Origin of the sequence: Solimonas fluminis (genome assembly GCF_002930645.1) — a bacterium.
GTDB classification, from domain to species: Bacteria; Pseudomonadota; Gammaproteobacteria; order Nevskiales; family Nevskiaceae; genus Solimonas_A; species Solimonas_A fluminis.
The window spans coordinates 438,937-461,091 of record NZ_PSNW01000002.1; the positions used below are offsets into that span (position 1 = coordinate 438,937).

Consider the following 22,155-nt stretch of genomic DNA (forward strand, 5'->3'; position numbering starts at 1 on the left):
CCTGTTACTTGCCGGCCGGCTTCTTGTCGGAGGACTTGAACATCTCGAGCATGCGCTCGGTCACCACGTAGCCGCCCGCGGCATTGCCCGCGCCCAGCAGCACGCCGAAGAAGCCGATGGCCTGCTCCAGCACCGAGGTGGCGTTGAGCGTGGCGTAGATCGCGCCGACCACGACGATGCCGTGCACGAAGTTGGAGCCCGACATCAGCGGCGTGTGCAGGATCGACGGCACGCGGCCGATGATCTCGTAGCCGGTGAACGCGGCGAGCATGAAGATGTAGAGGGCGACGAAGCCCGTCAGTACGGTTCCTGCGTGTTCCATGGTTGTTCCCCTTAGCCTTCCACCGCTTTCTTGGCGGCTTCGTTCTTGATCTCGCCGGCATGCGTCAGGCACATCTTGGCCTGCACTTCCTCGGTCCAGTCGATGGCCAGTGCCTTGTCCTTCATCATCAGTTCGATGAGGGCGTACTGGTTCTTGGAGTACAGCTCGCTGGCGTGCTCGGCCAGCATCGACGGGATGTTGATCGGGCCGACGACCGTGACCTGGCCGACTTCCACCGTCTCGCCCGGCACCGTGTATTCGCAGTTGCCGCCGCCTTCGGCGCCGACGTCGATGACCACCGCACCCGGCTTCATGCTTTCGACATGCGCCTTGGTGAGCTGGCGCGGCGAGGCGCGGCCCGGGATGGCGGCCGTGGTGACCACGATGTCCGCCGTGAGGATGGCCTTGCCGACCGCGGCGTCGAGGCGCTGCTGTTCTTCCGGCGTCGGCGGACGGGCGTAGCCGCCCTGGCCGACGGCATCGACGTCATGGGCGATGAACTTGGCGCCCAGCGACTCGGCCTGTTCCTTGGTGACCTGGCGCGTGTCGGTGGCTTCCACCACCGCGCCGAGGCGGCGCAGCGTGGCCACGGTCTGCAGGCCGATCACGCCCAGGCCCAGCACCACGGCGCGGGCGGGGCGCAGCGAGCCGACGGCGGTGGTGGTCATCGGCACGATGCGGGCCAGGTGCGTGGCGGCCAGCAGCGCGGCGTAGTAGCCGGTCAGCGCCTGCTGCGACGACAGGGCGTCGACCACCTGCGCGCGGGACAGGGTGCGCGGCACCTGTTCCATCGCGAAGCAGGTGATCTTGCGGTCACGCAGCTGCTTCACCAGGGCCACCTGGTTGTGGGCGTAGACGTAGCAGATGAGGATGGCGCCTTCCTTCATCGCGTTGACCACGTCGGCCGGCGGCGGCTGCACTGCCAGGACGATGTCGGCCTCCGACACCAGGCCCTGCGGGTTGGCGGCGAAGTTGACGTTCTTGTAGGACGAATCCGGGATCTTGCTGGCCAGGCCTGCGCCGGTCTGCATGTGGATTTCGCAGCCCAGCTTGGCCAGCTTGTCGGCGACGGCGGGCACCAGTGCCACGCGCTTTTCGCGTGCGGCGGTCTCTTTCAGCACGGCGATTTTGACCGGCATGATCACTCCCAAGGTACGTTTTTTGAGCTACTGGACGATGCGCACGCCGAATCGTCGCCCGGCGCTTGCGACAGGGCGACGAGTTTAGCGGAAGCGCAACCCGTTTACAGCATGAGGTTTTTCGGTCCGGACCAGGGCCTTGGCCGGCTCCGGGAGGCCTGGATACCACAGGTCCGGGGTGCCGGACGCCATTCTTTCGGGGGAGCCATCTCGAACTCCCTCTCCCCGCCTGCGGGGAGAGGGCTGGGGTGAGGGGTGCTCGCCGGGTTGGGGCGGCCCGTCCAGGTGCCCGTGAGTCGGCGCTGGCGATGCCGCTCGGCATCGCCAGCGCGAGGAATCACCCGAAGTGGCAGACGTAATGCACCGGCTCCAGCGCCTCGATGTCGAAGCCGCTGTCGCCCGGCACCGAGAAGGACTGGCCGCCGGCGTAGTCCTTCCAGGCGGTTTCGCCCTTCAGGCGCACGCGGCAGCGGCCCTCGATCAGTTCCATGATCTCGGGGGCGGCGGTGCCGAAGTACAGCGTCGCCGGCAGGATCACGCCCACCGACTTGCGGGTGCCATCGGCCAGCAGGACCGTATGGCTGACGCACTTGCCGTCGAAATAGACGTTGGCCTTCTTGAGAACGCTGACCTGGTCGAACTGGGACATGGTGTTTCCTTGGGGTGGTGTTTCGCGGCCGGGCCCGCTCCTGCGGCACTGCCGCGAGAGCGGGCCCGGCCGCGGTTCTTCTCAGGCCGGCTCGTGGATGGCCGGCATCAGGGGGACGTACTGGCCGCGCTTGGACGTGGCGGCACCGGTCAGGGCGAAGCCCAGCGGCTTGCCGGCCTCGTCCTTGTAGACCGCTTCCAGGTCCGGCGCGGTGCCGGTCACCTCCCAGCTGCCGGCGACCGGCGGCGGGGGGTTGACCAGGGTCGGGCAGGCCGGGGTCTTCACGATCACCGGCATGGCCGGGAACCGGGCCTTGGTCGGCGTGCCCGCCAGGGTGGCCGCCAGGGCGCGCGAGGCATTGGCGATCGGCAGGATATAGGGCAGCAGGCGGCCGTTGACCTCGATGCAGTCCCCCAGCGCGTAGACGTCCGGCGCCGAAGTCTGCAGGTGGTCGTCGACCACGATGCCGGCCTTGCAGGCGATGCCGGCATCCGCCGCCAGGCGGATGCGCGGGCGCAGGCCCACGGCGGACAGCACCACGTCGACCGTGGCGCGGCTGTCGTCGCTGAAGCGCGCCTCGATGGCGCCGCCGACGCGGTCCAGGCTGGCGACGCTGGCGCCCAACTGCCAGGTGACGCCGAGCTTGCCCAGGCCGTCCTGCAGGGCGCGGCCCTGGGCTTCCGGCAGCAGGCGGTTCAGCGGCCAGCCGGCGATGTCGACCACGCGCACGGCGTAGCCGCCCGCGGCGAGGTCGTTGGCGAACTCGCAGCCGATCAGTCCGGCGCCGATGATCAGCACGCGCGCGCCGGGCTGCAGCAGGCTCCGGAAGCGGGCGTAGTCCTCGCGGTCGTTGACCGACAGCATCTCGGCCGCGGCATCGCCGGCGATCGGCAGGCGGATCACGTCGGCGCCGGTGGCCAGCACCAGCTTGGAGTAAGGCAGCCACTGGCCGTCCACCTGCACGGCATGCGCCGCGGGGTCGATGGCGGTGACGTCCTTGCGCGCCAGCACCTCCGCCTTGAGCTGCTCGACAAGCTGCTCCAGCGGATTCTTGATCAGGCCGTCGGCGTCCTTGCCGGCCGCGAAGGCCTTGGACAGGTCCGGCTTGTAGTAGTAATGACCGTCCTCGCGGGTAATCAGCCGCAGGGGCAGGTCAGGCGCGAGCTTTCTGAGGTCGCGGGCCAGCGTGATGCCGGCGTGTCCGCTGCCGAGGATCGTGAGCGGGGCGCTCACGCCGGGACCATGTCGAAATCGGCCTTGGAGGCGCCGCAGTCAGGGCAGGTCCAGCTGTCCGGGATGTCTTCCCAGCGCGTGCCCGGGGCGATGCCCTCGTCCGGAAGGCCCTTGGCCTCGTCGTATTCGAAATCACAAATCAGACAGCGCCACTTGCGCATTGCTGGTTCCAACCGTCGTCTAATGGAAAAAAAGAGCGGCGAATCTTAGCAGACCCCGCGCCGGGTCTACGTTAGCCGCCGGGACGCCGGGCAACGGCGGCCGGCCCAGGCCGGGAAGCCGAAACCGTGCCAAGATCGGCGCCAAATTTCATCGGGTGGCAGAAAAATGAAACATTTGAAAGGAAAGGTCGCCGTCATCACCGGCGCCGGCAGCGGCATCGGCCGGGCCCTGGCGCTGGAACTGGGCCGCGCCGGCTGCCGCCTGGCCCTGTCCGACGTCAGCGAGGCCGGCCTGCGCGGCAGCGTGGCCGCCTGCGAGGCCCTGGGGGTGGAGGCGCGGGGCTACGCACTGGACGTGTCGAAGCGCGAGATGGTCTATGCCCACGCCGAGGACGTGCAGCGCGACTTCGGCAACGCCAGCCTGGTGATCAACAATGCCGGCGTCGCCGTGGCGGCGCTGGCGGCCGAGACCTCCTGGGCCGACTTCGAGTGGCTCATGGGCATCAACTTCTGGGGCGTGACCTACGGTTCCCAGGCCTTCCTGCCGCAGCTGATCGCCTCCGGCGACGGCCACCTGGTGAACATCTCCAGTGTCTTCGGCCTGATCGCCGCCCCTGGCAACAGCGCCTACAACGCCGCCAAGTTCGGCGTGCGCGGCTACACCGAATGCCTGCGCATGGAGCTGATGATGCAGGGCCATCCGGTGCAGGTCAGCTGCGTGCACCCGGGCGGCATCCGCACCAACATCGCGCGCACCGCGCGCAAGGGCGAGTCCAACAGGGAGCGGGACCTCGGCGGCGAGTTCGAGAAGCTGGCCCGCACCACGCCGGAGCAAGCCGCCGCCACCATCGTGCGCGGCATCCTGGCGGACAAGCCGCGCATCCTGGTGGGCGGCGACGCGGTGGTGATCGGCGGCCTCGCCCGCCTGCTCGGCATCGGCTACCAGCCGCTGATCGCGCGCTTCATGAAGGGCAAGATCTGATGGGCGCGATGCAGAGGATCATCCCGCGCGTGATCCGCGGCACCGTCAAGCCGGCCTTCAATCCGCGCCTGCCGATCGGCCTGCGCCGGCGCTGGCTGGAACTGGCCTCGCAGGCCAACCTGGCGCCGCGCGATTGCCGCTACGAAGCCAGCACGCTGGGCGGGCGCCCGGCCGAGCGGGTGCGCGCCGCCGGGCCGCTGAGCCGCAACGTGCTGCTGTACCTGCACGGCGGCGGCTACTTCATGGGCTCGCCGCGCACGCACCGCGCCATCAGCGGCCGGCTGGCACGCCTCACCGGCGCCACGGTCTACCTGCCGGAGTACCGCCTGTCGCCGGAGCATCCCTACCCGGCGCAGCTGCAGGATGCGCTGGCGGCCTACCGTGCCCTGCTGGATCACGGCGTGGCGCCGCAGCGCATCGCCGTGGCGGGAGACTCCGCCGGCGGACACCTGGCGCTGTCGCTGCTGCTGGCGCTGCGCGACAACGGCCTGCCGCTGCCGGCCGCGGCCGCGCTGCTGTCGCCCTGGGCCGACACGCGCCTGGATGGCGAGAGCGTCGGCGGCGTGGGCGCGAACGACCCCATGCTGACGCCGGCCTGGGCGCGGCTCAGCGGCGCCGAATTCCGCGGCGGCATCGCCGCGGACGATCCGCGGGTGCAGCTGCTGGCGGCGGATCTCGCCGGCTTGCCGCCGCTGCGCATCGAGGTCGGCAGCAACGAAATCCTGCGCTCCGACGCCGAGGGCCTGGCCGCCGCCGCCGAGGCAGCCGGGGTCGAGGTCGCCTTCCGCCGCTGGGAGGGGCTGTGGCATGTCTTCCAGGTGCACGGCGGCCTGCTGCGCGCGGCCGACGAATCGCTGGCCGGCATCGCCGGATGGCTGAAGGAGCGTTGGGCATGACGGCCTCGCGCCCCGCCATCCTGGTCACCGGCGCCGCCGCCGGCATCGGCCGCGCCTGCGCGGAGCGCTTCGCCCGCGAGGGCTGGTTCGTCGGCGTCTGCGACATCGACGAGGCCGGCGCCCGCGCGCTGGCGCAGCGCTTGGGCGTGCAGGGCTGGGCGGCAAGGCTCGACGTCACCGATCCCCAGGGCTGGCGCGACACGCTGGCCGCCTTCACCGCCGCCAGCGGCGGCCGGCTCGACGTGCTGCTGAACAATGCCGGGGTGCTGGTCGGCGGACCCTTCGGCGAGATTCCGCTGGAGAGGCAGCACTGGCTGGTGGACGTGAACTTCAAGGGCGTGATCAACGGCGCCCATGCCGCGCTGCCCTATCTGAGGCAGACGCCGGGCGCGCGGCTGATCAACATGGCCTCGGCTTCGGCGATCTACGGCGCGCCCTCGCTGGCGGTGTATTCCGCCACCAAGTTCGCGGTGCGCGGCCTGACCGAGGCGCTGCAGGTGGAATGGAAGCCGCTGGGCGTCGAGGTGATGGATGTCTGGCCGCTGTTCGTGCGCACCGCGATGATCGACGCGGTGGGGGCCGGCAGCGCCCGGAGCCTGGATTCGATGGGTGTGCGGCTGACGCCGCAGGACGTGGCCGAAACCGTCTGGCGCGCCGCGAAGCGGCCGGGCCGCACGCACTGGATCGTCGGCCTGCAGGCCAGGCTGATGGCGCTGGCGATCCGCCTGAGTCCGGCGGCCATCACCCGGCGGGTGGTGGCGAAGTTGTCCGGATTTTGATTTTATATGAATCAATAGTTCAGATTCATATAAATAAAAACAAATCAGCCAAAAAAAGCGGCCCGGTATGCACCAGGCCGTTCAAGAACCCGGTGGTTGGGGATCCGGGTTGGGGGAGAGTTGGGCTGGCGGAGAATCCGGGGCCGGGGGGCGCTTGCGGGTTCTTCGTCAGCCGTGGAACACAGACTACCCCCTGCCGCCGTGCAGAACGCCCGCGCCCGACGACGGGCCCCCGGCGACGGATGAACGGACCAAACGGTCAATTCCCGTGAAATGAACGGTAGCACCGCCCGGACGAGTGGTTGATGCTGCGCGCCTTGGCGAGGCCTGAGCGGCATCGCCTGCGTGTCCAGGGCGGCCATGGGAGCGTTCGGCCCCAGCGCAAGCGACTCGATGTCGCTCTGCGTAAAGCCGGACATGCCCAGGGCTGGACGGGCGAGCCGAGGTCCGGCGATGGACGGCTTCCCCGTTGCGGCGATGCCTATCTGGGCGTTGCGGCCGGTTCAGGCCGCCGGGGCGGCGCTCGCGGGCGGCTGGCTCTGCTCGCGCAGGGTCTTCAGCAGGTTCAGGGTGGTCGGCGCGCTGTCGATGGGTTCCGAGCGGCCGGAGATCAGGTCCTCGTAGAGGTCCTTGGTATGCAGGGTCAGCACGTTCTTGCCGTCGAACTCGGCGAAGGACACGCGCTGGGTCTGCGGATACCAGGAGGTGACCTTGAGCCAGCGGGTGTCGTGGTTGCTGCGATCGTAGACGCGGAACCAGCTGCCGATCTGCAACAGCTGCTCCAGCAGCCGCTCGCCGGAAGCCGCCGGCTCGGGTTCGGGTGCCGGCTCGGGAGCGGCCTTGGGCGGCGGAACCTCGGCGTGGACGTCCGGATCCTTGGTCTTGCCCTTGGCCTTCGCCCGGGCCTTCTTGACCGCCAGTTCGGCGGCCTCGGCTTCCTCGCGCGCCTGGCGCTTGAGCGCTTCCTCGGCGTCGTGGTTCACGTCGTCCAGGGCCTGGTCCAGGCCGGACAGCAGCGGGTCGATGCGGTCTTCCGCCATGCCGACCTCGGCCAGGGCGACGCCGATGTCACGGCGCAGCGCCTCGCGCTCGGCGGCGCTGCGGGCATTGGGAGACTTGGGGTTCAGCGCGAACAGCACGCGGTGCAGCAGCTCCATGCCGGCGCGCCACAACTCGCTGTCATGCCCATGGCGCAGCAGGCGCATGGCCATCATCGGGCCCCAGCCGGAGCGCAGCAGCGGCTCCAGGGTCTCGGGCACCGGCTGGGTCAGCGTGTTGAGCTCCAGCTCCTGCGAGACCACCTTGCGGACCTTCTCGACGATGGCCTGGCGGCGCTCGCGGCCCTGGGCGATCTGCTGGTCCAGGAAGCGCTCGATGTCGCTCTCTTCCAGCGGCGCCGCCTCGCGCGCCTTGGGGCGCACGGTCTCGGCGTTCAGGTCGAACTGCTGCTTGACCTTGCGGGCCAGCTCCTCGAAGCGCTGCACCGCGGGGGCGCCGCCGGCACGGGTCGAGGCGGCCATGGAGGCGAGGTCGTTGATCAGCGAGCGCACCGGGTGCTGCGGATCGGAGAAGAAGCTGACGTCGGACAGCGCGGTCTTGATCACCGGGAAGCGCAGGTCTTCCATGGCGCCGGTGACGCCGCGCGGCAGGTTCGGGTCCGCCACGATCTCGTTGAACATGCGGCCCACCAGCCCGGCGCGCTGGGTCATGGCCCAGGCATGGCCGGGGTCCAGGCCCTGCACGCTCTGGCCGCGCGCGGCCGACATCAACTCGGAGGCCAGCATGGCGTCGGCGTAGGCATTGCCCAGCACCGCGCCGGCATAGGAGGAGTTGCCGTAGCCGCCGCCGGCTCCGCCGACGCCGCCGGCCCCGCCCAGCGGGCCCATGGCGGCCCCCCCCAGCCCGGCGCCGGGCACCATTCCGCCCAGCCCGGGGAACTGCGTGCCGAACTGCTGCAGCAGGCCCAGGGTCTGCTCATCCAGCGACGGCAGCGGGCCGGGGCTGCCCACCGGCGGCAGGCCCGACGCGGCGGCCGCAGCGGCGGCCGCGGCCCCGCCGACACCGGCCATCGCCGGGTTCGGCTTGCGCGGAGCCGCCTTCTTCTCCGGGTGGATGCCGAAGCGGTCGAACAGGCCCAGGATCTCGCCGTATAGGGGGCCGAGATCGCCGATCACCAGGCGCTCGTAGAGCTTGTAGAGCACCAGCTTGATGCTGAACTCGATCTCCAGCACCTTCAGCGAAGCGCGGAAGGCGTCGCAGAAGCCGGTGGGGCCGATCGCCGTCAGCGGCAGCTGCAGCGGGCTGTGCTTGCCCAGCCATTCCAGGCGCTTCTCCAGCTCGAACAGCGCGTTCTGGTAGGCGCTCTCGGCGCGGCCGGACATGTTGGACAGCGCGATCGACTCTTCCAGGTCCTCGCTTTCCAGCAGGGCCAGGTTCTCGAAGTCGATCTCGCCGGGGTCGGCCTGCTCGCCGCCGACCTGGGCGCGCAGGGTGTCGAAGGATTCGCGGATGCGGGTTTCGTACTGCTCGGCGATGCGGGCGCGGCCCAGGCGGATGGCGCGCATGGTGTCGAAGTAGACGCGCTGCTGGTCGTTGTTGGCCGCGCGTTCGCTCATGTCGAACAGCAGGTCGTCGGCGCCATTGAACATGCGGCCCAGGCGTTCGCCCAGGCCGCGCATCACCAGGCCGCGCAGTTCGCGCAGCAATTCACCGGCGGTCTCGGGCGCCAGGCTGTCGGCGCCCTGCTGGCCCGGGTACAGTGAATGGACCTGGGCACTCATGCCGCCACGTACCCCGTCCTGGGATCCCCGTTCCATCGTCTGGCGAAAACGCCCATGTTGCGATCAAAAAAAGTCAGTAAAAATCATACGCTACGTTGTCCGCCACGCCCCGCGCGTCTGTCGGCCGGACACACTCGTTCGCCAACCTGAACTATGCATCAGGTTGGAAAGGGTGAAAAGAGCGTCATTATCCGCTCATCCGCATTAACGGATATAATGTTGCTTTAACGTCCCCGCGCCCGCCATGTCCCCGAACGCCCGCCAAGACCTGCTCCTAGACCTGCTCGGGCGCCGCATCCTGATCCTGGACGGCGCCATGGGTACGATGATCCAGCGGCACAAGCTGGAGGAAGCGCACTACCGCGGGGAACGATTCCGCGACTGGCATCGCGACGTCAAGGGTAATAACGACCTGCTGGTGCTGACCCAGCCGGAGATCATCCTGGGCATCCATCGCCAGTACCTGGCGGCCGGTGCGGACATCATCGAGACCAACACCTTCAACTCCACCACGGTCGCATTGCATGACTATGGCATGGAGGCGCTGGCCTACGAGCTGAACCTGGAGGCCGCGAAGCTGGCCCGCCGGGCGGCGGACGAGCACTCCACGCCGGACAAGCCGCGTTTCGTCGCCGGCGCCATCGGCCCCACCAATCGCACCGCCAGCATCTCGCCGGACGTCAACGATCCGGGCTACCGCAACATCAGCTATGCCGAACTGGTGACGGCGTACCTCGAGCAGGCCCGCGGCCTGGTCGATGGCGGCTCCGACATCCTGCTGATCGAGACGATCTTCGATACGCTCAACGCCAAGGCCGCCATCTTCGCCTGCGAGACGCTGTTCGAGGAGCGCGGCGAGCGCTGGCCGGTGATCCTGTCCGGCACCATCACCGACGCCTCCGGCCGCACCCTCTCGGGCCAGACCACCGAAGCCTTCTGGAACGCGATCCGCCACGCCAAGCCGCTGGCCGTGGGCCTGAACTGCGCGCTGGGCGGCAAGGACATGCGGCCCTATATCGCCGAGTTGTCGCGCCTGGCCGACTGCCATGTGTCCTGCTATCCCAACGCCGGCCTGCCCAACGCCTTCGGCGAGTACGACGAGAAGCCCGAGGACACGGCCGGCATCGTCGGCGAGTTCGCCTCCGCCGGACTGGTCAACATCGTCGGCGGTTGCTGCGGTACGACGCCGGACCATATCGGCGCCATTGCCCGCGCCGTGGCCGGCATCCAGCCGCGCGAGCCCTCGAAGCCGCCGGTGGAATGCCGGCTGTCGGGCCTGGAGCCCTTCAACATCGGCAGCAGCACGCTGTTCGTGAACGTCGGCGAGCGCACCAACGTCACCGGCTCCGCCAAGTTCCGCGACCTGATCAAGGCCGGCGACTACGGCACCGCCGTCGCCATCGCGCGCCAGCAGGTGGAAGCCGGCGCCCAGGTGATCGACGTCAACATGGACGAGGGCATGCTCGACGGCAAGGCCGCGATGGTGCGCTTCCTCAACCTGATCGCCAGCGAGCCGGACATCGCGCGCGTGCCGATCATGATCGACTCTTCCAAGTGGGAAATCATCGAGGCCGGCCTGCAGTGCGTGCAGGGCAAGCCCATCGTCAATTCCATCTCGATGAAGGAAGGCGAGGACAAGTTCATCGAGCAGGCCCGCCTGTGCCGCAAGTACGGCGCCGCCGCCGTGGTCATGGCCTTCGACGAAGAGGGCCAGGCGGACACGCTGGAGCGCCGCAAGGCGATCTGCGCGCGGGCGTACAAGGTACTGGTCGAGCGGGTCGGCTTTCCGCCCGAGGACATCATCTTCGACCCCAACATCTTCGCCGTGGCCACCGGCATCGAAGCGCACAACCTCTACGGCCTGGACTTCATCCACGCGGTGACCTGGATCAAGCAGAACCTGCCGCATGCCAAGGTCAGCGGCGGCGTGTCCAATGTGTCGTTCTCCTTCCGCGGCAACAACCATGTCCGCGAGGCGATCCACTCGGTATTCCTGTTCCATGCCATCAAGGAGGGCATGGACATGGGCATCGTCAATGCCGGCGCGCTGATGGTCTACGACCAGCTCGATCCCGAGCTGCGCGAGCGTATCGAGGACGTGGTGCTGTTCCGCCGCGACGATGCCACCGAGCGACTGATCGAGATCGCCGCGCGCTTCAAGGGCGAGAAGCTGGAGAGCAAGGCCGAGGACCTGGCCTGGCGCGAGCTCACCGCCCGCGAGCGCATCAAGTACGCCCTGGTGAAGGGCCTGGACCAGTACGTCGAGGCCGACACCGAGGAGCTGCGTGCCGCGCTGGCCGCCGAAGGCAAGCGCCCCATCGAGGTGATCGAGGGTCCGCTGATGGACGGCATGAACGTGGTCGGCGACCTGTTCGGCGCCGGCAAGATGTTCCTGCCGCAGGTGGTGAAGTCGGCGCGCGTGATGAAGAAGGCCGTGGCCTACCTGATCCCCTACATCGAGGCCGAGAAGAAGCCGGGGGAAGCGTCGCGCTCCAACGGCAAGATCATCATGGCCACGGTGAAGGGCGACGTGCACGACATCGGCAAGAACATCGTCGGCGTGGTGCTCCAGTGCAACAACTACGAGGTCGTGGACCTCGGCGTGATGGTGCCGGCGCAGAAGATCCTTGACGCCGCGAAGGCCGAGAAGGCCGACATCATCGGCCTCTCCGGCCTGATCACGCCCTCGCTGGACGAGATGGTGAACCTGGGCAGGGAGATGGAGCGCCAGGGCTTCGACATCCCGCTGCTGATCGGCGGCGCCACCACCTCGCGCGCGCACACCGCGGTGAAGATCGATCCCTCGTACCACGGGCCGGTGGTGTGGGTGAAGGACGCCTCGCGCTCGGTGCCGGTGGCGGCCGCGCTGCTGTCCGTCGAGCAGAAGCCGAAGCTGCTGGCCGAGGTGAAGAAGGAATACGACCAGATTCGCGAGCGCCACGCCGCCAAGGACCGCCAGGAGAAGTTCCTGACGCTGGAGAAGGCGCGCGCCAACCGCACGCCGGTGGAGTGGAGCGGCTACCGCCCGCCACGTCCGCGCCTGCTGCTGCAGCAGGCCAAGGACGTCTGCGAGGGGCCCGCATGCGACCACCACCACGAGCACGCCACGCAGTTCGTGAAGGTGTTCAAGGACTACCCCCTGGCCGAGCTGCGCGAGTACATCGACTGGCAGCCCTTCTTCATCGCCTGGGAGATGAAGGGCAAGTTCCCGGAACTGCTCAACAACCCCGCCACCAGCGAGGCGGCGCGCAAACTGTTCGCCGACGCGCAGGCGATGCTGGACCGGATCATCGACGAGAAGTGGCTGCGCGCCTCCGGCGTGATCGGCCTGTTCCCCGCCAGCCAGGTCAACGGCGACGACGTCGAGGTCTACAGCGACGAAAGCCGCACGACGGTGGCCGCCACGCTGTTCAACCTGCGCCAGCAGGGAGAGCATCGCGAGGGTGTGCCCAATCGCAGCCTCGCCGACTACGTGGCGCCGAAGGAAACCGGGCTGCACGACTATGTCGGCGGCTTCGCGGTGACCGCCGGCATCGGCTGCGCCGAGCGTGTCGCGGCCTTCAAGAAGGCCAACGACGACTACAGCGCGATCATGCTGGAGTCGCTCGCCGACCGCCTCGCCGAGGCCTTCGCCGAGCGCCTGCACCAGCGCGTGCGCAAGGAATTCTGGGGCTACGTCCCGGACGAGCATCTCGACAATCAGTCCCTGATCCAGGAGAAGTACGCCGGCATCCGTCCGGCGCCCGGCTACCCGGCCTGCCCCGAGCACTCCGAGAAAGGCACGCTGTGGAAGCTGCTGGACGTGGAGAAGAACTGCGGCATCCAGCTGACCGAGAGCTACGCCATGTGGCCGGGGGCGGCGGTGAGCGGCTGGTACTACTCCCATCCCGCGGCGCAGTACTTCGTGCTGGGCCGCATCAACCGCGACCAGGTCGCCGACTATGCCCGCCGCAAGGGCTGGACGCTGGCCGAGGCCGAGAAGTGGCTGGCGCCGAACCTGGGCTACGAGCCGGAAGACTGACGAAGGGGGCGGCGATGGTGGAAGAAGGCCAGGTGCTGTCGATCGCCCATACCATCCAATTGGCGGTGGCGCCGGTGTTCCTGCTGGCCGGCATCGGCTCGATGCTGGGCGTGCTGACCAACCGCATGGCCCGGGTGATCGACAAGGCCCGCAAGCTGGAGGAGCGCGTTCCGCCGCCGAGCGACCCCGCCACGCCCGACATCGCCCGCGACGCCGAACTGGGCGTGCTGGCGCGCCGGGCCCGCTACCTGCAGCTGGCGATCGGCGCCTGCGTCGGCTGTGCCCTGCTGGTGGCCCTGGTGGTGGTGATCCTGTTCATCTCGGCGGTGCTGGACCTCAATGCCTTCGCCGTGGTGGCCATGCTGTTCATCGCCGCGATGCTGGCCTTCATCTTCGGACTGCTGTGCTTCATGCGCGAGATCCACCTGGGGCTGATCCACCTGCGCATCGGCCCCCGCCCGCGCGTATAGGCGCATTCGCACAGGGCTGACAGAGATTTGCGCATCCGCCGGGATGCCAGTTGCCGGGCGCAGGCCGACAGGCTCTAATCGCGGGATCATGGAAAAAGCCGCCCGCAAACCGCAGAAGGACCGTTTCTCTCCCCCCGACTGGTGGCGCAAGTGGCGTCCGCTGCGTTGGCTGGCAGGCGGCGCGCTGCTGGCCGCGCTGGCGATGTGGGGGCGGGGCCTGCTGGAGGGCGACGAGGCGGTGCCCAAGGCCGTGCCGGCGGAAGCTTCCGCGGAACCTGCCGCGCCGGAGCCCGAAGTCACCGAGGTGGCCGTGGCCGAGCCGGCCCCTGCCGCGGCGCCCGAGCCGGAGCCTGCTCCCGCCCCGGCCCCGGAACCCAAGCCAGTGCCGGCGCCCCCTGCCGCCAAGCCGGCTCCCGCGCCGGTGGCGGTGATCGAGGAGCTGCCGTCGCAGCAGGTGTCGGACTACAAGGCCTATACGCGCGTCGAGACCTCGGTGATCGAGCTGATGGCCTTCCGCAGCTATGCCAGCCTGGACAGCGTGACCGCCGCGCTGGAGAAGGCGGGGTACTCGCCGGAGCTGACGTCCAACCATCGCCAGGTGCCCGAGGAGTATCCGCCCTACAACATCGACCGGATTGCCGTCGGGGAGTACCGCCACCTGGGGCAGACCGGGTCCCTGACCCTGCAGTTCTTCAACGACCGGCTGTTCGAGGTCGAGTTCCGGCCGAACGATGCCGAGGCCTACACCAAGGCCTTCCGCGGGCAGTACCCGCAGCTGCCCCGCAGCAAGACCGGGCGCACGGAATGGACCAGCGGCCAGTTGCGCATGGCCAGCAGCCTGGACCTGGCGGTGAGCGACGTGGGCCGTGCCCTGCGCACCAAGGCCTATGTGATGTGGCAGGACCGCCGCCTGGTCGGGCAGCGCGACAGCTGGGATGCCCGCTACGCGCCGGAACTGGCGCGCTGAACGACAAAGGGGGCGCCGGCCGGCGCCCCCTCGGGTTCCCGGACCTTAGTGGTGGTGGCCGCCCGGACCGTGGACGTGGCCGTGGGCGATCTCTTCCAGCGTGGCGGCGCGCACTTCGGTGATCTCCACGTCGAAGTTCAGCGTCTCGCCGGCCAGCGGGTGGTTGCCGTCCACCGTCACCATGTCGCCCTGCACCGCCGTCACCGTGACCCGCATCGGGCCCTGGCTGCTCTGGGCATGGAAGGTCATGCCCGGCTCGATGCTCGGCACGCCCTGGAAGGCGCGCTTCGGCACCTGCTGCACCAGGGCCGGGTCGTGCACGCCGTAGCCTTCGGCCGGGTCCACCGTCACCTGCAGCTTGTCGCCGGCCTGCTTGCCGGCCAGGGCCTTCTCCAGGCCCGGGATGATGTTGCCGGCGCCATGCAGGTAGGTCAGCGGGTCGCCGCCCTGGGAGCTGTCCAGCACCTCACCCTTGGTATTGGTGAGGGTGTAGTGCATGGAAACGACGGAGTTTTCTGCGGCTTGCATGGTGCGGCCCTGGCGCGTAAATAAGGGCGGCCATGCTAACAGAAGCCCGCTGAACGTGGCCCGACTCCCGTTGAAGGTCAGTCCCAAGGCCTCCCGCGACGCCGTGGGCGACTGGATGGGGGATGCCCTGAAGGTCAGCGTCACGGCGGTGCCCGAGCGGGGCAAGGCCAACCAGGCCGTGATCGAGCTGCTGGCCAAGGTGCTGGGCGTGCCGAAATCCCGCATCCGGGTCCTGCGGGGGGAGTCCCAGCCGAACAAGCTGCTGGAGATCGAGGGCCTGGACGACGCGGAACTGCGCCGTCGGCTGGGCCGGCCGGCAGGTTGACGGCAGGGCCAAAGCCGCCCGGGGAGCGGGCATGCCACAATAAGGCGTTATCCCGGAACAAGGCTGTACCGATGTCCGCCGTCGCCCGCGACGTCCAGCAGGACGCCCGCACGCTCCAGCTGGAGCAGAACAAGCTCAACAAGCGCCTGCGCCGCCAGGTGGGACAGGCGATCATGGACTACAACATGATCGTCGACGGCGACCGCGTCATGGTCTGCCTCTCCGGCGGCAAGTTCTACGCGATCTAAATTGTTCACCAGTTGTGCTAGCCTTCACCCCTGAGCAGTCTCAGGGCGTGGGGTAATGGTGTTGCCAGAGAACCAGGAAACCGAGGTAGTAAAGGCGGTCAGGCTCTCCAAAGGGACAACTGAGCGCATCGGGGACGGCCTGACCCTGCCCCCCGGGTTTCCCATCCTAGTGTTCCGTCAGTCGCGCATACCTGTGGAACCGGTGCTGCGTTATGTACACGACAAGTATCGGAAGCGGCCTGCCAGCGCGCTGAGCGTCGCAAATGATCTCAAGGATTGGTGGACCTACCTGCGAGCCCACGAAACGCCATGGGATGCCATCGATGAAACTGACATTCGATACTACGCAGACATCATGGAGCAGACTGTATCGCCGCTCACGCATGAGCGATACAAGAGAAAGACGATCAGGAAGCGCATCGGCTCAGTTCGCAACTTCTACGCGTGGGCAAGTGCCAAAGGCATCCTTGACTGCTCCGTGGACCTCTCCACTACAGACTACTCAAGTAATTCTGAGCAGCCTGGTGTGCGTGCGAAAGTAAGGGACGCTGGCACTCTGATGCCTGGCGCAACGTCAGGCGAAGACGATCACGTCTTAGCCCTTTCACATCAAGATGTCTTTGCTGTCTTTGCAGAGCTTGGACCGTTGCCAAGTGAGAAGACGTGGTCAAGCGATAGTTCCCGAGACCGGCTAATTGCGGAGCTCGCGTTAAACACCGGAATGCGTAGGGATGAGATTTCTCATCTCACCCTACTTCAGATACTGAACCTCCACCCAGATCACGCAATCGAGCATGGAGCCTGCCTGCTGCCAATCTCCAAGACCAAAGGCCTCCGCGCACGGAAGGTCGAGGTGCCGAATTGGCTGATCAGAGAACTTAGGACATACGTTGATACGGAAAGAGTGGAAGCCATAGCCCGGCTTGCGGATGCAGGTGTTAACGATGCCAAGCGACTGTTCGTGAACGGCGTGTCGGCAAAGCACAATGCTGGCCGATCCATTAGCAACGACACGATTGACAGGGCGTTCAGGCTGGCAGTGCTTCGGTCTGGCAGAGTGATCGAAGCCCCGCGCTTTGATCCCGAAACCGGCACGGCCTATTCTGCGCAAGCGCCTCAGTTCACCTTCCATGCTCTGCGGCACACTTTCGCAATCTGGCGTTACTACGCCGAGTATGCCGCTGGAATTCATGAGCCCTGGAAAATCGTTCAAGTGCTATTAGGGCATAAGAGCCTAGCCACGACTCTGGCCATTTATCTGCGCCCCTGCGCAGTCTTCGAGGGCCAGGTGTCGGATGCCGTAGTTCGGCACTTCAATGCGATCCGATCTGCTGCATGAAGCCGACCCGCTACGACCAAGTACGAGCTAAAGAGCCGACACTGGCGTCCGCCTACAAGGATAAATTCCCAGAGCTGGCGATGCATCCGAGTGGACTCGTGCTGACGGCCACTTTTCCCACGCCGTTGGAATCCAAAGGTGAACAGCGGATCGATCTAAGTTTTCTAGCGGCTGTTCCTCAATTGCAGGAGGCTCTTTCGCAGGGGTTTGTGCTGATAGGGCGTCGAAGTGAAGTAAAGACGAGGTCAGTCCTCGGGACTTCGCTGCGCACCGGTTTCATCGAGTTCTTGAAGCACACCTCTAGAGAATCGATATCCGTGGAAGGGATCACGACCGAACTCCTTCAGGAGTTTCTCGCGTGGTGCGGCCGTGAAGAAAACGGAAAGCCAGTTTGGGAGAAGGGCACCCAGAAAGGTAAGTACCGCGCCCTCACGGGGATTATCCGTACGATGCGCAGACATGAGCTGTGGAAAGGCTCATTCCCACCGGGCCTTCGAATTCCGGTGATGGCGGATCCCAAGAAGTTCTACGAGCCCACGAGAGTTCTGGATAACGAATTCTGGGAAAAGGTATACATCGCCGCAGTGGAGGAAGTGGTGTCACGGCGGATGGCGTTCGCCGAATTCGAACGCATGAGCGCTGACGCGGTTCGAGAATATGCACTCTTCAAGGTGTCCGCGAAAGCGGAAACGCCGGCCGTCTTCTCCGAAAGCATGACGCTAGCACTCGGGGCTTTGCTGACAGCTTACGGCACCGGTGCCATCTGCACCCGGGAGGAGCTGTCGCTTCGAAACAAGGCTTTGTACGACTACCTGTTTGGCGGAGCAGCAAACGCGTCTGTGGTGAAACAGTTTGCTGAGAGCCTCTATCCTTCGCGAACTCGCCAGCTCGTGCCCTACCTGCTGTTGTACGCGATGTACTTTTCGTACAACCCTTCTACCGCGATAAACGCAAAGGTGAGCAACTTCAGGACGGTGTCGGTGCTCGGCAGTGAACGATTCTGGGCCAATCCCTACAAGACCAAATCCAGGCGGTCCCAAATCCGAACATGCGGCATCTCGGAAGATGCTGCGAATCCGCATGCGATGTACGGTCAGCTGATCAGGTGGACGGCGCGACTACGTATGAGCGCCAAGCCTTGGTGTAAGGACCGACTGTTTCTGTTCAGCGACAAGCTCCTTGACGGACAAGAGGCCGGAGTCCGTGCTGTCACAGGTTTTTCTGTAGGGGCCGCCATCCGGGAGTTCTGCGACGACCATGGACTTGACCAGTTCGTCTTCAAGCAACTGAGGCCCAGCTCGCTGGAACAGGTACGCGTCCTCTTTGATGGAGACATTCGTGCCTCGCAGGTGGCCGCTAATCACCGAAGCCGAGACACGACCGATCGATCCTACACCTCCGACGCGGAGCGACAGCGACAATGGGAGCGCCTCGGGGCCGGCATTGCGCTGCGCAGCCGGTGGGTTGAATCCGACGGCCTTATCGACGCTCGATCGAGTCAAGATGATGCACACGACGTAGGCGCTGCAACGCCTGGCTGGGGGTGTCTCGATCCATTCCACTCCCCGATGGTGGGGCAGGTGGCCGGCAAGCTATGCACGGAATATGGCGGATGCCCCGTATGCCCCCACGCTCAACTCGACATTGATTCCCCTGCATCCGCTAAGAGGGTTACCCAGCTCCGCGAGCTCATTCTCAATGCTCAGACAAAAATTCCAGCTCAACGATGGCTGAGTACTTGGGCGCCGAGATTGAAGCGGATTGATCAATTCTGGCTGCCCCAGTTTCGTCCGGAAACCCTCGCAAAGAGCGAAATTCTCATTCTTACACCGTTGCCGCCGATCGACTAATGAACAGCACTGCCGCAAGAGACACGCTTCAGCAGCGGAATGAAGCTGATGCCAGACACAGTCGTAGGGTCTCAAGACGGTCGGAATGGGCAGACAAGGTCTGGTTTCTGGACTCCGAGCTGAAGAACCTGCACGCCAGCTTCTGCAGCGTAAAGTGGGACTTCGATATGCCTGATGGGTCTGCATTTGTCGACAGCCGATGGGAGCTGTTGCGCGAGGAACTACGATGCTTTGTGTGGAGCCTTCTCAAGGCTCCACAGGAGGGACTTCCGAAGAAGGCGCAAACGCTTCATCGACATAGCTTCATCTGGCGGCCGTTAGTTCGATGGATGGCGGAGCACGACTTCACCGATCTCTGTCAGCTTACCAACTCAGCGTCATGGAACTTCCTTTCGGACTATGTAATCGAGATTGAGAAGGACGGGCGCGAGTTATCAGTTTCTGCCGTCAGGACTGCAGTATCGGTTCTACAACTACTCTGGACCCAGAAGCCCTACATGGAGAAGGAAGGCTATGGCTCACTTCCAGAGGCCCCTCTCGATGGCTTATCCGGCAGCGAGTTGGCTCGACGGCTCAATGCGAAGATCGATGAACGCGTCCAGCCGGTCCCCGAGGAGGTCGCCCTTTCCATTCTCAATGCGGCACATCGCTGGATCGGACCGATGGCAAATGACGTGATTCGGCTGGCCGAGGATCATTTCTCCTGGAGATACTCGGACCGATCAAGGAACGCCCAGAGTCGAATACGATCCACCCGATTGTCGATGTTGAAATGGAAGTCGTCCATCTTGATCGGCGACACCAAGCCTTGGCTAACCATAAAAGAACGGCAGGAAGAGCTTTCATGGGACGGCAACCTCTTCAAACCGCGAGTTCGGAATCTCAATGTCGGGAGAAAGGTATCAGCTACCATCGATGATCTGCGAGATGCCTGCATACACGTCATTCAAAGCGAATCCGGGGTCCGGATCAGTGAGATGGGAAGCTTCCAGTCCGGGATTGGTGAAGCATCCCAGCTTCCCTCCTGCATAAGCATCAGAACGTCCCAGACGGGACTGAACGATCTGTTCTTTCTGCGGGGTACGACCTACAAGCTTCGCCCGATGCCTGAAGAGACAGAGTGGCTGATCGGCATGCGGCCCAGGGGCTCTGATTACATCCCGCCGCCTGTGCGCGCCGTCCAGATTCTTGAGAGGCTCTACAGGCCTTGGCGGCAGTGCGAAGGGGCGCCGGAGGAGGTTCGCACATCCTTGCTGCTGTCGTTCGTTCAACTGGGGTTCCGCCCATTCGATGAGCCGGCCTCGGCAGTCGCGCCGATGCAGCTTCACTCGATTCGGGATGCCCAGCGTGAGTTCATCGTACGCAATGTTGATCTGGCATCGTTACCGGCGACTAGCGCTCGTGGCGAGGATTTGAGTGCGTACAAGGACACCATGGGAGGATGTGTCGCTCCTCGCCAATGGCGTAAGAACTTTGCTCAGTACCTGTGGCGCGTAGATAGTCGCATGGCGCCTGCGATCGCACAGCAGTTCAAGCATTTGTCCCTGGCAATGACCGAGGAAGCGTACATCGGAAACGACATTGTTCTTCTGAAAGACATCAACTCCGCCCGGACTCAAAAAACCGTCGAACTCTTCAGGGCTTGGTCGAAGAACGATCAGGCCTCGGCGGGCTTCTTCTCGGGTCGGCTAAGGGAGCATCGACGCCAGATTGCCGTGCTAGTTGAAGGAAAGTCTGAGGAGGAAGCAACCAGCGCCATTCGAGACTACGTGGTCACGAACGATCTGCGCATCTGGTTCTCCGACCACGGGCACTGCTTCATTGGCTTGAACCCTGACGGCGCAAAATGTCATGAGAAGGCCGGTACGTCGTCTTGGAGCAATCAAGCTCCGAACGTGGCCACCCGGGAGCCGTCGGTCTGCGCCGGGTGCAGTCACTACTATGTTGATCATGACCATCGTGACTACTGGCAGCGACGGCTCGATGCGCATGAAGTGCTTGCGCTGGCATCGAAACGTGTCGGTGAAAAGCCACCGCGCGTCGTGCAGCTACGGCTCGCCCAAGCGAGATCAGTACTGAGACGGATTTCCATTCAGATGGAGCACACCTGATGGGGCGCACTAAGCGGGAGGAATGCGACCCTGCGATTGAAAGGGAGTTCCTGGAAGCCCTGCTGCGCTTGGAGGCTGGCAGCCCGACGCATCCGGACCTCATCGCCAGGGCCAAGGCACATCGATTGAAGATTAATTTCTCTACGGTGGCGAAAGAAGCAGGCCGAGCGCGTGGTCTCATCGCCGTTGAGGATTCGCAGTATGTAAATGCCCGCAAGCAGGTTCTTGCTAAAATGCGGCCGGCAACGCCCGAGACCTCGTCGGTGAACGTCATCGCCGATCTGCGTAAGCGCGTGGCCGATCTCGAGAGGCAACTCGCAGAGGCGGATTCCGTCAATGCAACCCTAATGCTCCGGGTCCACGAAGGAGCAGCAGAGTTGCAGAGAGCCAAGGAGCATGTCGCTCGATTGAGGGCCGCCCGCGACCAGCTTCAGGCCCGAAAGGACCAGAAGCTCATTCAATTCCCAGGTAGTACGTGAGTAGAAAATGAACAATGTAACCACCGAAGCTCCCGTTCTCGACCTTAGGTCGCTCGTGCCTACAACGTCGAAGACTTTTGAGCGGCTCCGGGAGTCGCTGATTCGAGACATGGGTCGCGCAATTGTTGACTACAACATGATTGTCGAGGGTGACGTTGTAATGTGTGCCATCAGTGGCGGCATTGACTCAATGTCAATGCTTTCATTGCTGATGGATCTTCAAAAGCGCGCGCCAATTGATTTTCAGATCATCGCCGTCAACCTGGATCAAAAGCAGCCGGGCTTTCCGGAGGAGGTTCTTCCTCGGCACTTCGAGTCGCTTGGTGTGCCCTACAAGATCATTGAGCAGGACACATACTCCATCGTCAAAGAAAAAGTCCCGGAAGGGAAAACGATGTGTGGTCTGTGCAGCCGGTTGAGGCGAGGCATTCTCTATCGCGTAGCCAAAGAAATTGGTGCAACGAAGATCGCGCTTGGCCACCACATGGATGACATGATCGAAACGCTGTTTTTGAACATGTTCTTCGGCGGGCAGCTTAAGGCGATGCCTCCGAAGTTGAAAAGTGATGATGGGGGGAACGTAGTAATACGTCCCATGGCGTACTGCGAAAAGCGAAACCTTAAGAGATTCGCTGACGGCATGAAGTTTCCAATCATCCCTTGCACCCTTTGCGGTTCCCAGGAGAATCTGCAAAGACTCCAAATGCGAAAGATGATTGACGAGTGGGACAAAGTAGATTCGCGGCGCAAGCACAACATCTTCCGCTCGATGCAGCACATTCGTCCCTCGCAGTTGGCAGACAGGGAATTGTTTGACTTCTTTTCGCTTTCGAGGGAAGAGATGGGGGCAGACGAAAGCGTCTAGTGAGACAGGTG

Annotated in this window: 19 protein-coding genes and 1 pseudogene; 13 read left to right on the plus strand and 7 right to left on the minus strand. The window is 65.1% G+C overall.

The features are described from left to right. Nucleotides 1–4: 4 nt before the first annotated feature. The 5 genes from C3942_RS05890 to C3942_RS05910 form a co-directional block, all read right to left on the minus strand. Nucleotides 5–322, minus strand: a complete 318-nt coding sequence (locus tag C3942_RS05890) for an NAD(P) transhydrogenase subunit alpha part 2 (protein WP_104229431.1) — start codon at nt 320–322, stop codon at nt 5–7. 11 nt (nt 323–333) lie between these two features. Continuing rightward, a complete protein-coding gene (locus C3942_RS05895) occupies nt 334–1,461 on the minus strand; it encodes an NAD(P) transhydrogenase subunit alpha (RefSeq protein WP_104229432.1) in 1,128 nt (375 codons plus the stop codon). Between the two features lie 337 nt (nt 1,462–1,798). Next, nucleotides 1,799–2,110: a pyrimidine/purine nucleoside phosphorylase gene (gene ppnP / locus C3942_RS05900; protein WP_104229433.1), complete on the minus strand. Its 312-nt coding sequence runs from the start codon at nt 2,108–2,110 to the stop codon at nt 1,799–1,801. Nucleotides 2,111–2,191: 81 nt separating this feature from the next. Continuing rightward, nucleotides 2,192–3,343, minus strand: coding sequence for an FAD-dependent oxidoreductase (locus C3942_RS05905; RefSeq protein ID WP_104229434.1), 1,152 nt, complete (start codon nt 3,341–3,343; stop codon nt 2,192–2,194). Further along, nucleotides 3,340–3,504 (minus strand): rubredoxin, encoded by a 165-nt coding sequence (locus C3942_RS05910; protein ID WP_104229435.1) that lies wholly within the window; start codon nt 3,502–3,504, stop codon nt 3,340–3,342. Before C3942_RS05910 ends, C3942_RS05905 begins: the two co-directional genes overlap by 4 nt. A 166-nt stretch (nt 3,505–3,670) precedes the next feature. On the opposite strand from C3942_RS05910, the gene C3942_RS05915 reads away from it, so the two are divergent. The 3 genes from C3942_RS05915 to C3942_RS05925 are packed head-to-tail and all read left to right on the plus strand — an operon-like array spanning nt 3,671 to nt 6,161. Further along, nucleotides 3,671–4,486: an SDR family NAD(P)-dependent oxidoreductase gene (locus C3942_RS05915; protein WP_104229436.1), complete on the plus strand. Its 816-nt coding sequence runs from the start codon at nt 3,671–3,673 to the stop codon at nt 4,484–4,486. A gap of 8 nt (nt 4,487–4,494) precedes the next feature. Further along, nucleotides 4,495–5,382, plus strand: a complete 888-nt coding sequence (locus C3942_RS05920; RefSeq protein ID WP_165797343.1) for an alpha/beta hydrolase — start codon at nt 4,495–4,497, stop codon at nt 5,380–5,382. Beyond that, nucleotides 5,379–6,161: an SDR family oxidoreductase gene (locus C3942_RS05925; RefSeq protein ID WP_104229438.1), complete on the plus strand. Its 783-nt coding sequence runs from the start codon at nt 5,379–5,381 to the stop codon at nt 6,159–6,161. Before C3942_RS05920 ends, C3942_RS05925 begins: the two co-directional genes overlap by 4 nt. 503 nt (nt 6,162–6,664) lie before the next feature. On the opposite strand, the gene C3942_RS05930 is transcribed toward C3942_RS05925, so the two are convergent. Continuing rightward, nucleotides 6,665–8,941 carry a DUF1631 family protein gene (locus C3942_RS05930; RefSeq protein WP_165797344.1) on the minus strand — a complete coding sequence of 759 codons (2,277 nt, stop codon included), beginning with the start codon at nt 8,939–8,941 and terminating at the stop codon, nt 6,665–6,667. Nucleotides 8,942–9,185: 244 nt separating this feature from the next. Here C3942_RS05930 and metH point away from each other — a divergent pair, with 244 nt between their 5' ends. The 3 genes from metH to C3942_RS21980 all read left to right on the plus strand — a co-directional run bounded on the left by metH (nt 9,186) and on the right by C3942_RS21980 (nt 14,399). After that, complete coding sequence (gene metH, locus C3942_RS05935; protein WP_104229440.1) at nt 9,186–12,962, plus strand: methionine synthase; 3,777 nt, start codon at nt 9,186–9,188, stop codon at nt 12,960–12,962. 14 nt (nt 12,963–12,976) lie between these two features. Then, nucleotides 12,977–13,432 carry a DUF2721 domain-containing protein gene (locus C3942_RS05940; RefSeq protein WP_104229441.1) on the plus strand — a complete coding sequence of 152 codons (456 nt, stop codon included), beginning with the start codon at nt 12,977–12,979 and terminating at the stop codon, nt 13,430–13,432. Nucleotides 13,433–13,520: 88 nt separating this feature from the next. Then, nucleotides 13,521–14,399 carry a hypothetical protein gene (locus C3942_RS21980; protein ID WP_133164240.1) on the plus strand — a complete coding sequence of 293 codons (879 nt, stop codon included), beginning with the start codon at nt 13,521–13,523 and terminating at the stop codon, nt 14,397–14,399. A 45-nt stretch (nt 14,400–14,444) separates the two neighbouring features. Here C3942_RS21980 and C3942_RS05950 read toward each other — a convergent pair whose 3' ends face one another. Next, nucleotides 14,445–14,927: an FKBP-type peptidyl-prolyl cis-trans isomerase gene (locus C3942_RS05950; protein WP_104229442.1), complete on the minus strand. Its 483-nt coding sequence runs from the start codon at nt 14,925–14,927 to the stop codon at nt 14,445–14,447. Nucleotides 14,928–14,982: 55 nt separating this feature from the next. Here C3942_RS05950 and C3942_RS05955 point away from each other — a divergent pair, with 55 nt between their 5' ends. From C3942_RS05955 to ttcA, 7 genes and pseudogenes are all read left to right on the plus strand, one after another. After that, nucleotides 14,983–15,252, plus strand: a complete 270-nt coding sequence (locus tag C3942_RS05955; RefSeq protein WP_104229443.1) for a DUF167 domain-containing protein — start codon at nt 14,983–14,985, stop codon at nt 15,250–15,252. 71 nt (nt 15,253–15,323) lie between these two features. After that, nucleotides 15,324–15,485: pseudogene (locus tag C3942_RS05960) on the plus strand (tRNA 2-thiocytidine(32) synthetase TtcA); the annotation flags it as partial. Nucleotides 15,486–15,555: 70 nt separating this feature from the next. After that, complete coding sequence (locus C3942_RS05965; protein ID WP_104229444.1) at nt 15,556–16,839, plus strand: tyrosine-type recombinase/integrase; 1,284 nt, start codon at nt 15,556–15,558, stop codon at nt 16,837–16,839. After that, the gene (locus C3942_RS05970; protein WP_133164241.1) at nt 16,836–18,689 is read left to right on the plus strand and encodes a hypothetical protein; all 1,854 of its coding nucleotides are present in this window, start codon (nt 16,836–16,838) and stop codon (nt 18,687–18,689) included. The genes C3942_RS05965 and C3942_RS05970 overlap by 4 nt, the downstream gene beginning before the upstream one ends. After that, the gene (locus tag C3942_RS21985; RefSeq protein ID WP_133164242.1) at nt 18,689–20,800 is read left to right on the plus strand and encodes a hypothetical protein; all 2,112 of its coding nucleotides are present in this window, start codon (nt 18,689–18,691) and stop codon (nt 20,798–20,800) included. The genes C3942_RS05970 and C3942_RS21985 overlap by 1 nt, the downstream gene beginning before the upstream one ends. Continuing rightward, complete coding sequence (locus C3942_RS05980; RefSeq protein ID WP_104229447.1) at nt 20,800–21,279, plus strand: cytochrome P450 family protein; 480 nt, start codon at nt 20,800–20,802, stop codon at nt 21,277–21,279. Before C3942_RS21985 ends, C3942_RS05980 begins: the two co-directional genes overlap by 1 nt. A gap of 7 nt (nt 21,280–21,286) precedes the next feature. Further along, nucleotides 21,287–22,144, plus strand: a complete 858-nt coding sequence (gene ttcA / locus C3942_RS05985) for a tRNA 2-thiocytidine(32) synthetase TtcA (protein ID WP_104229448.1) — start codon at nt 21,287–21,289, stop codon at nt 22,142–22,144. The last annotated feature ends 11 nt before the right edge of the window (nt 22,145–22,155 follow it).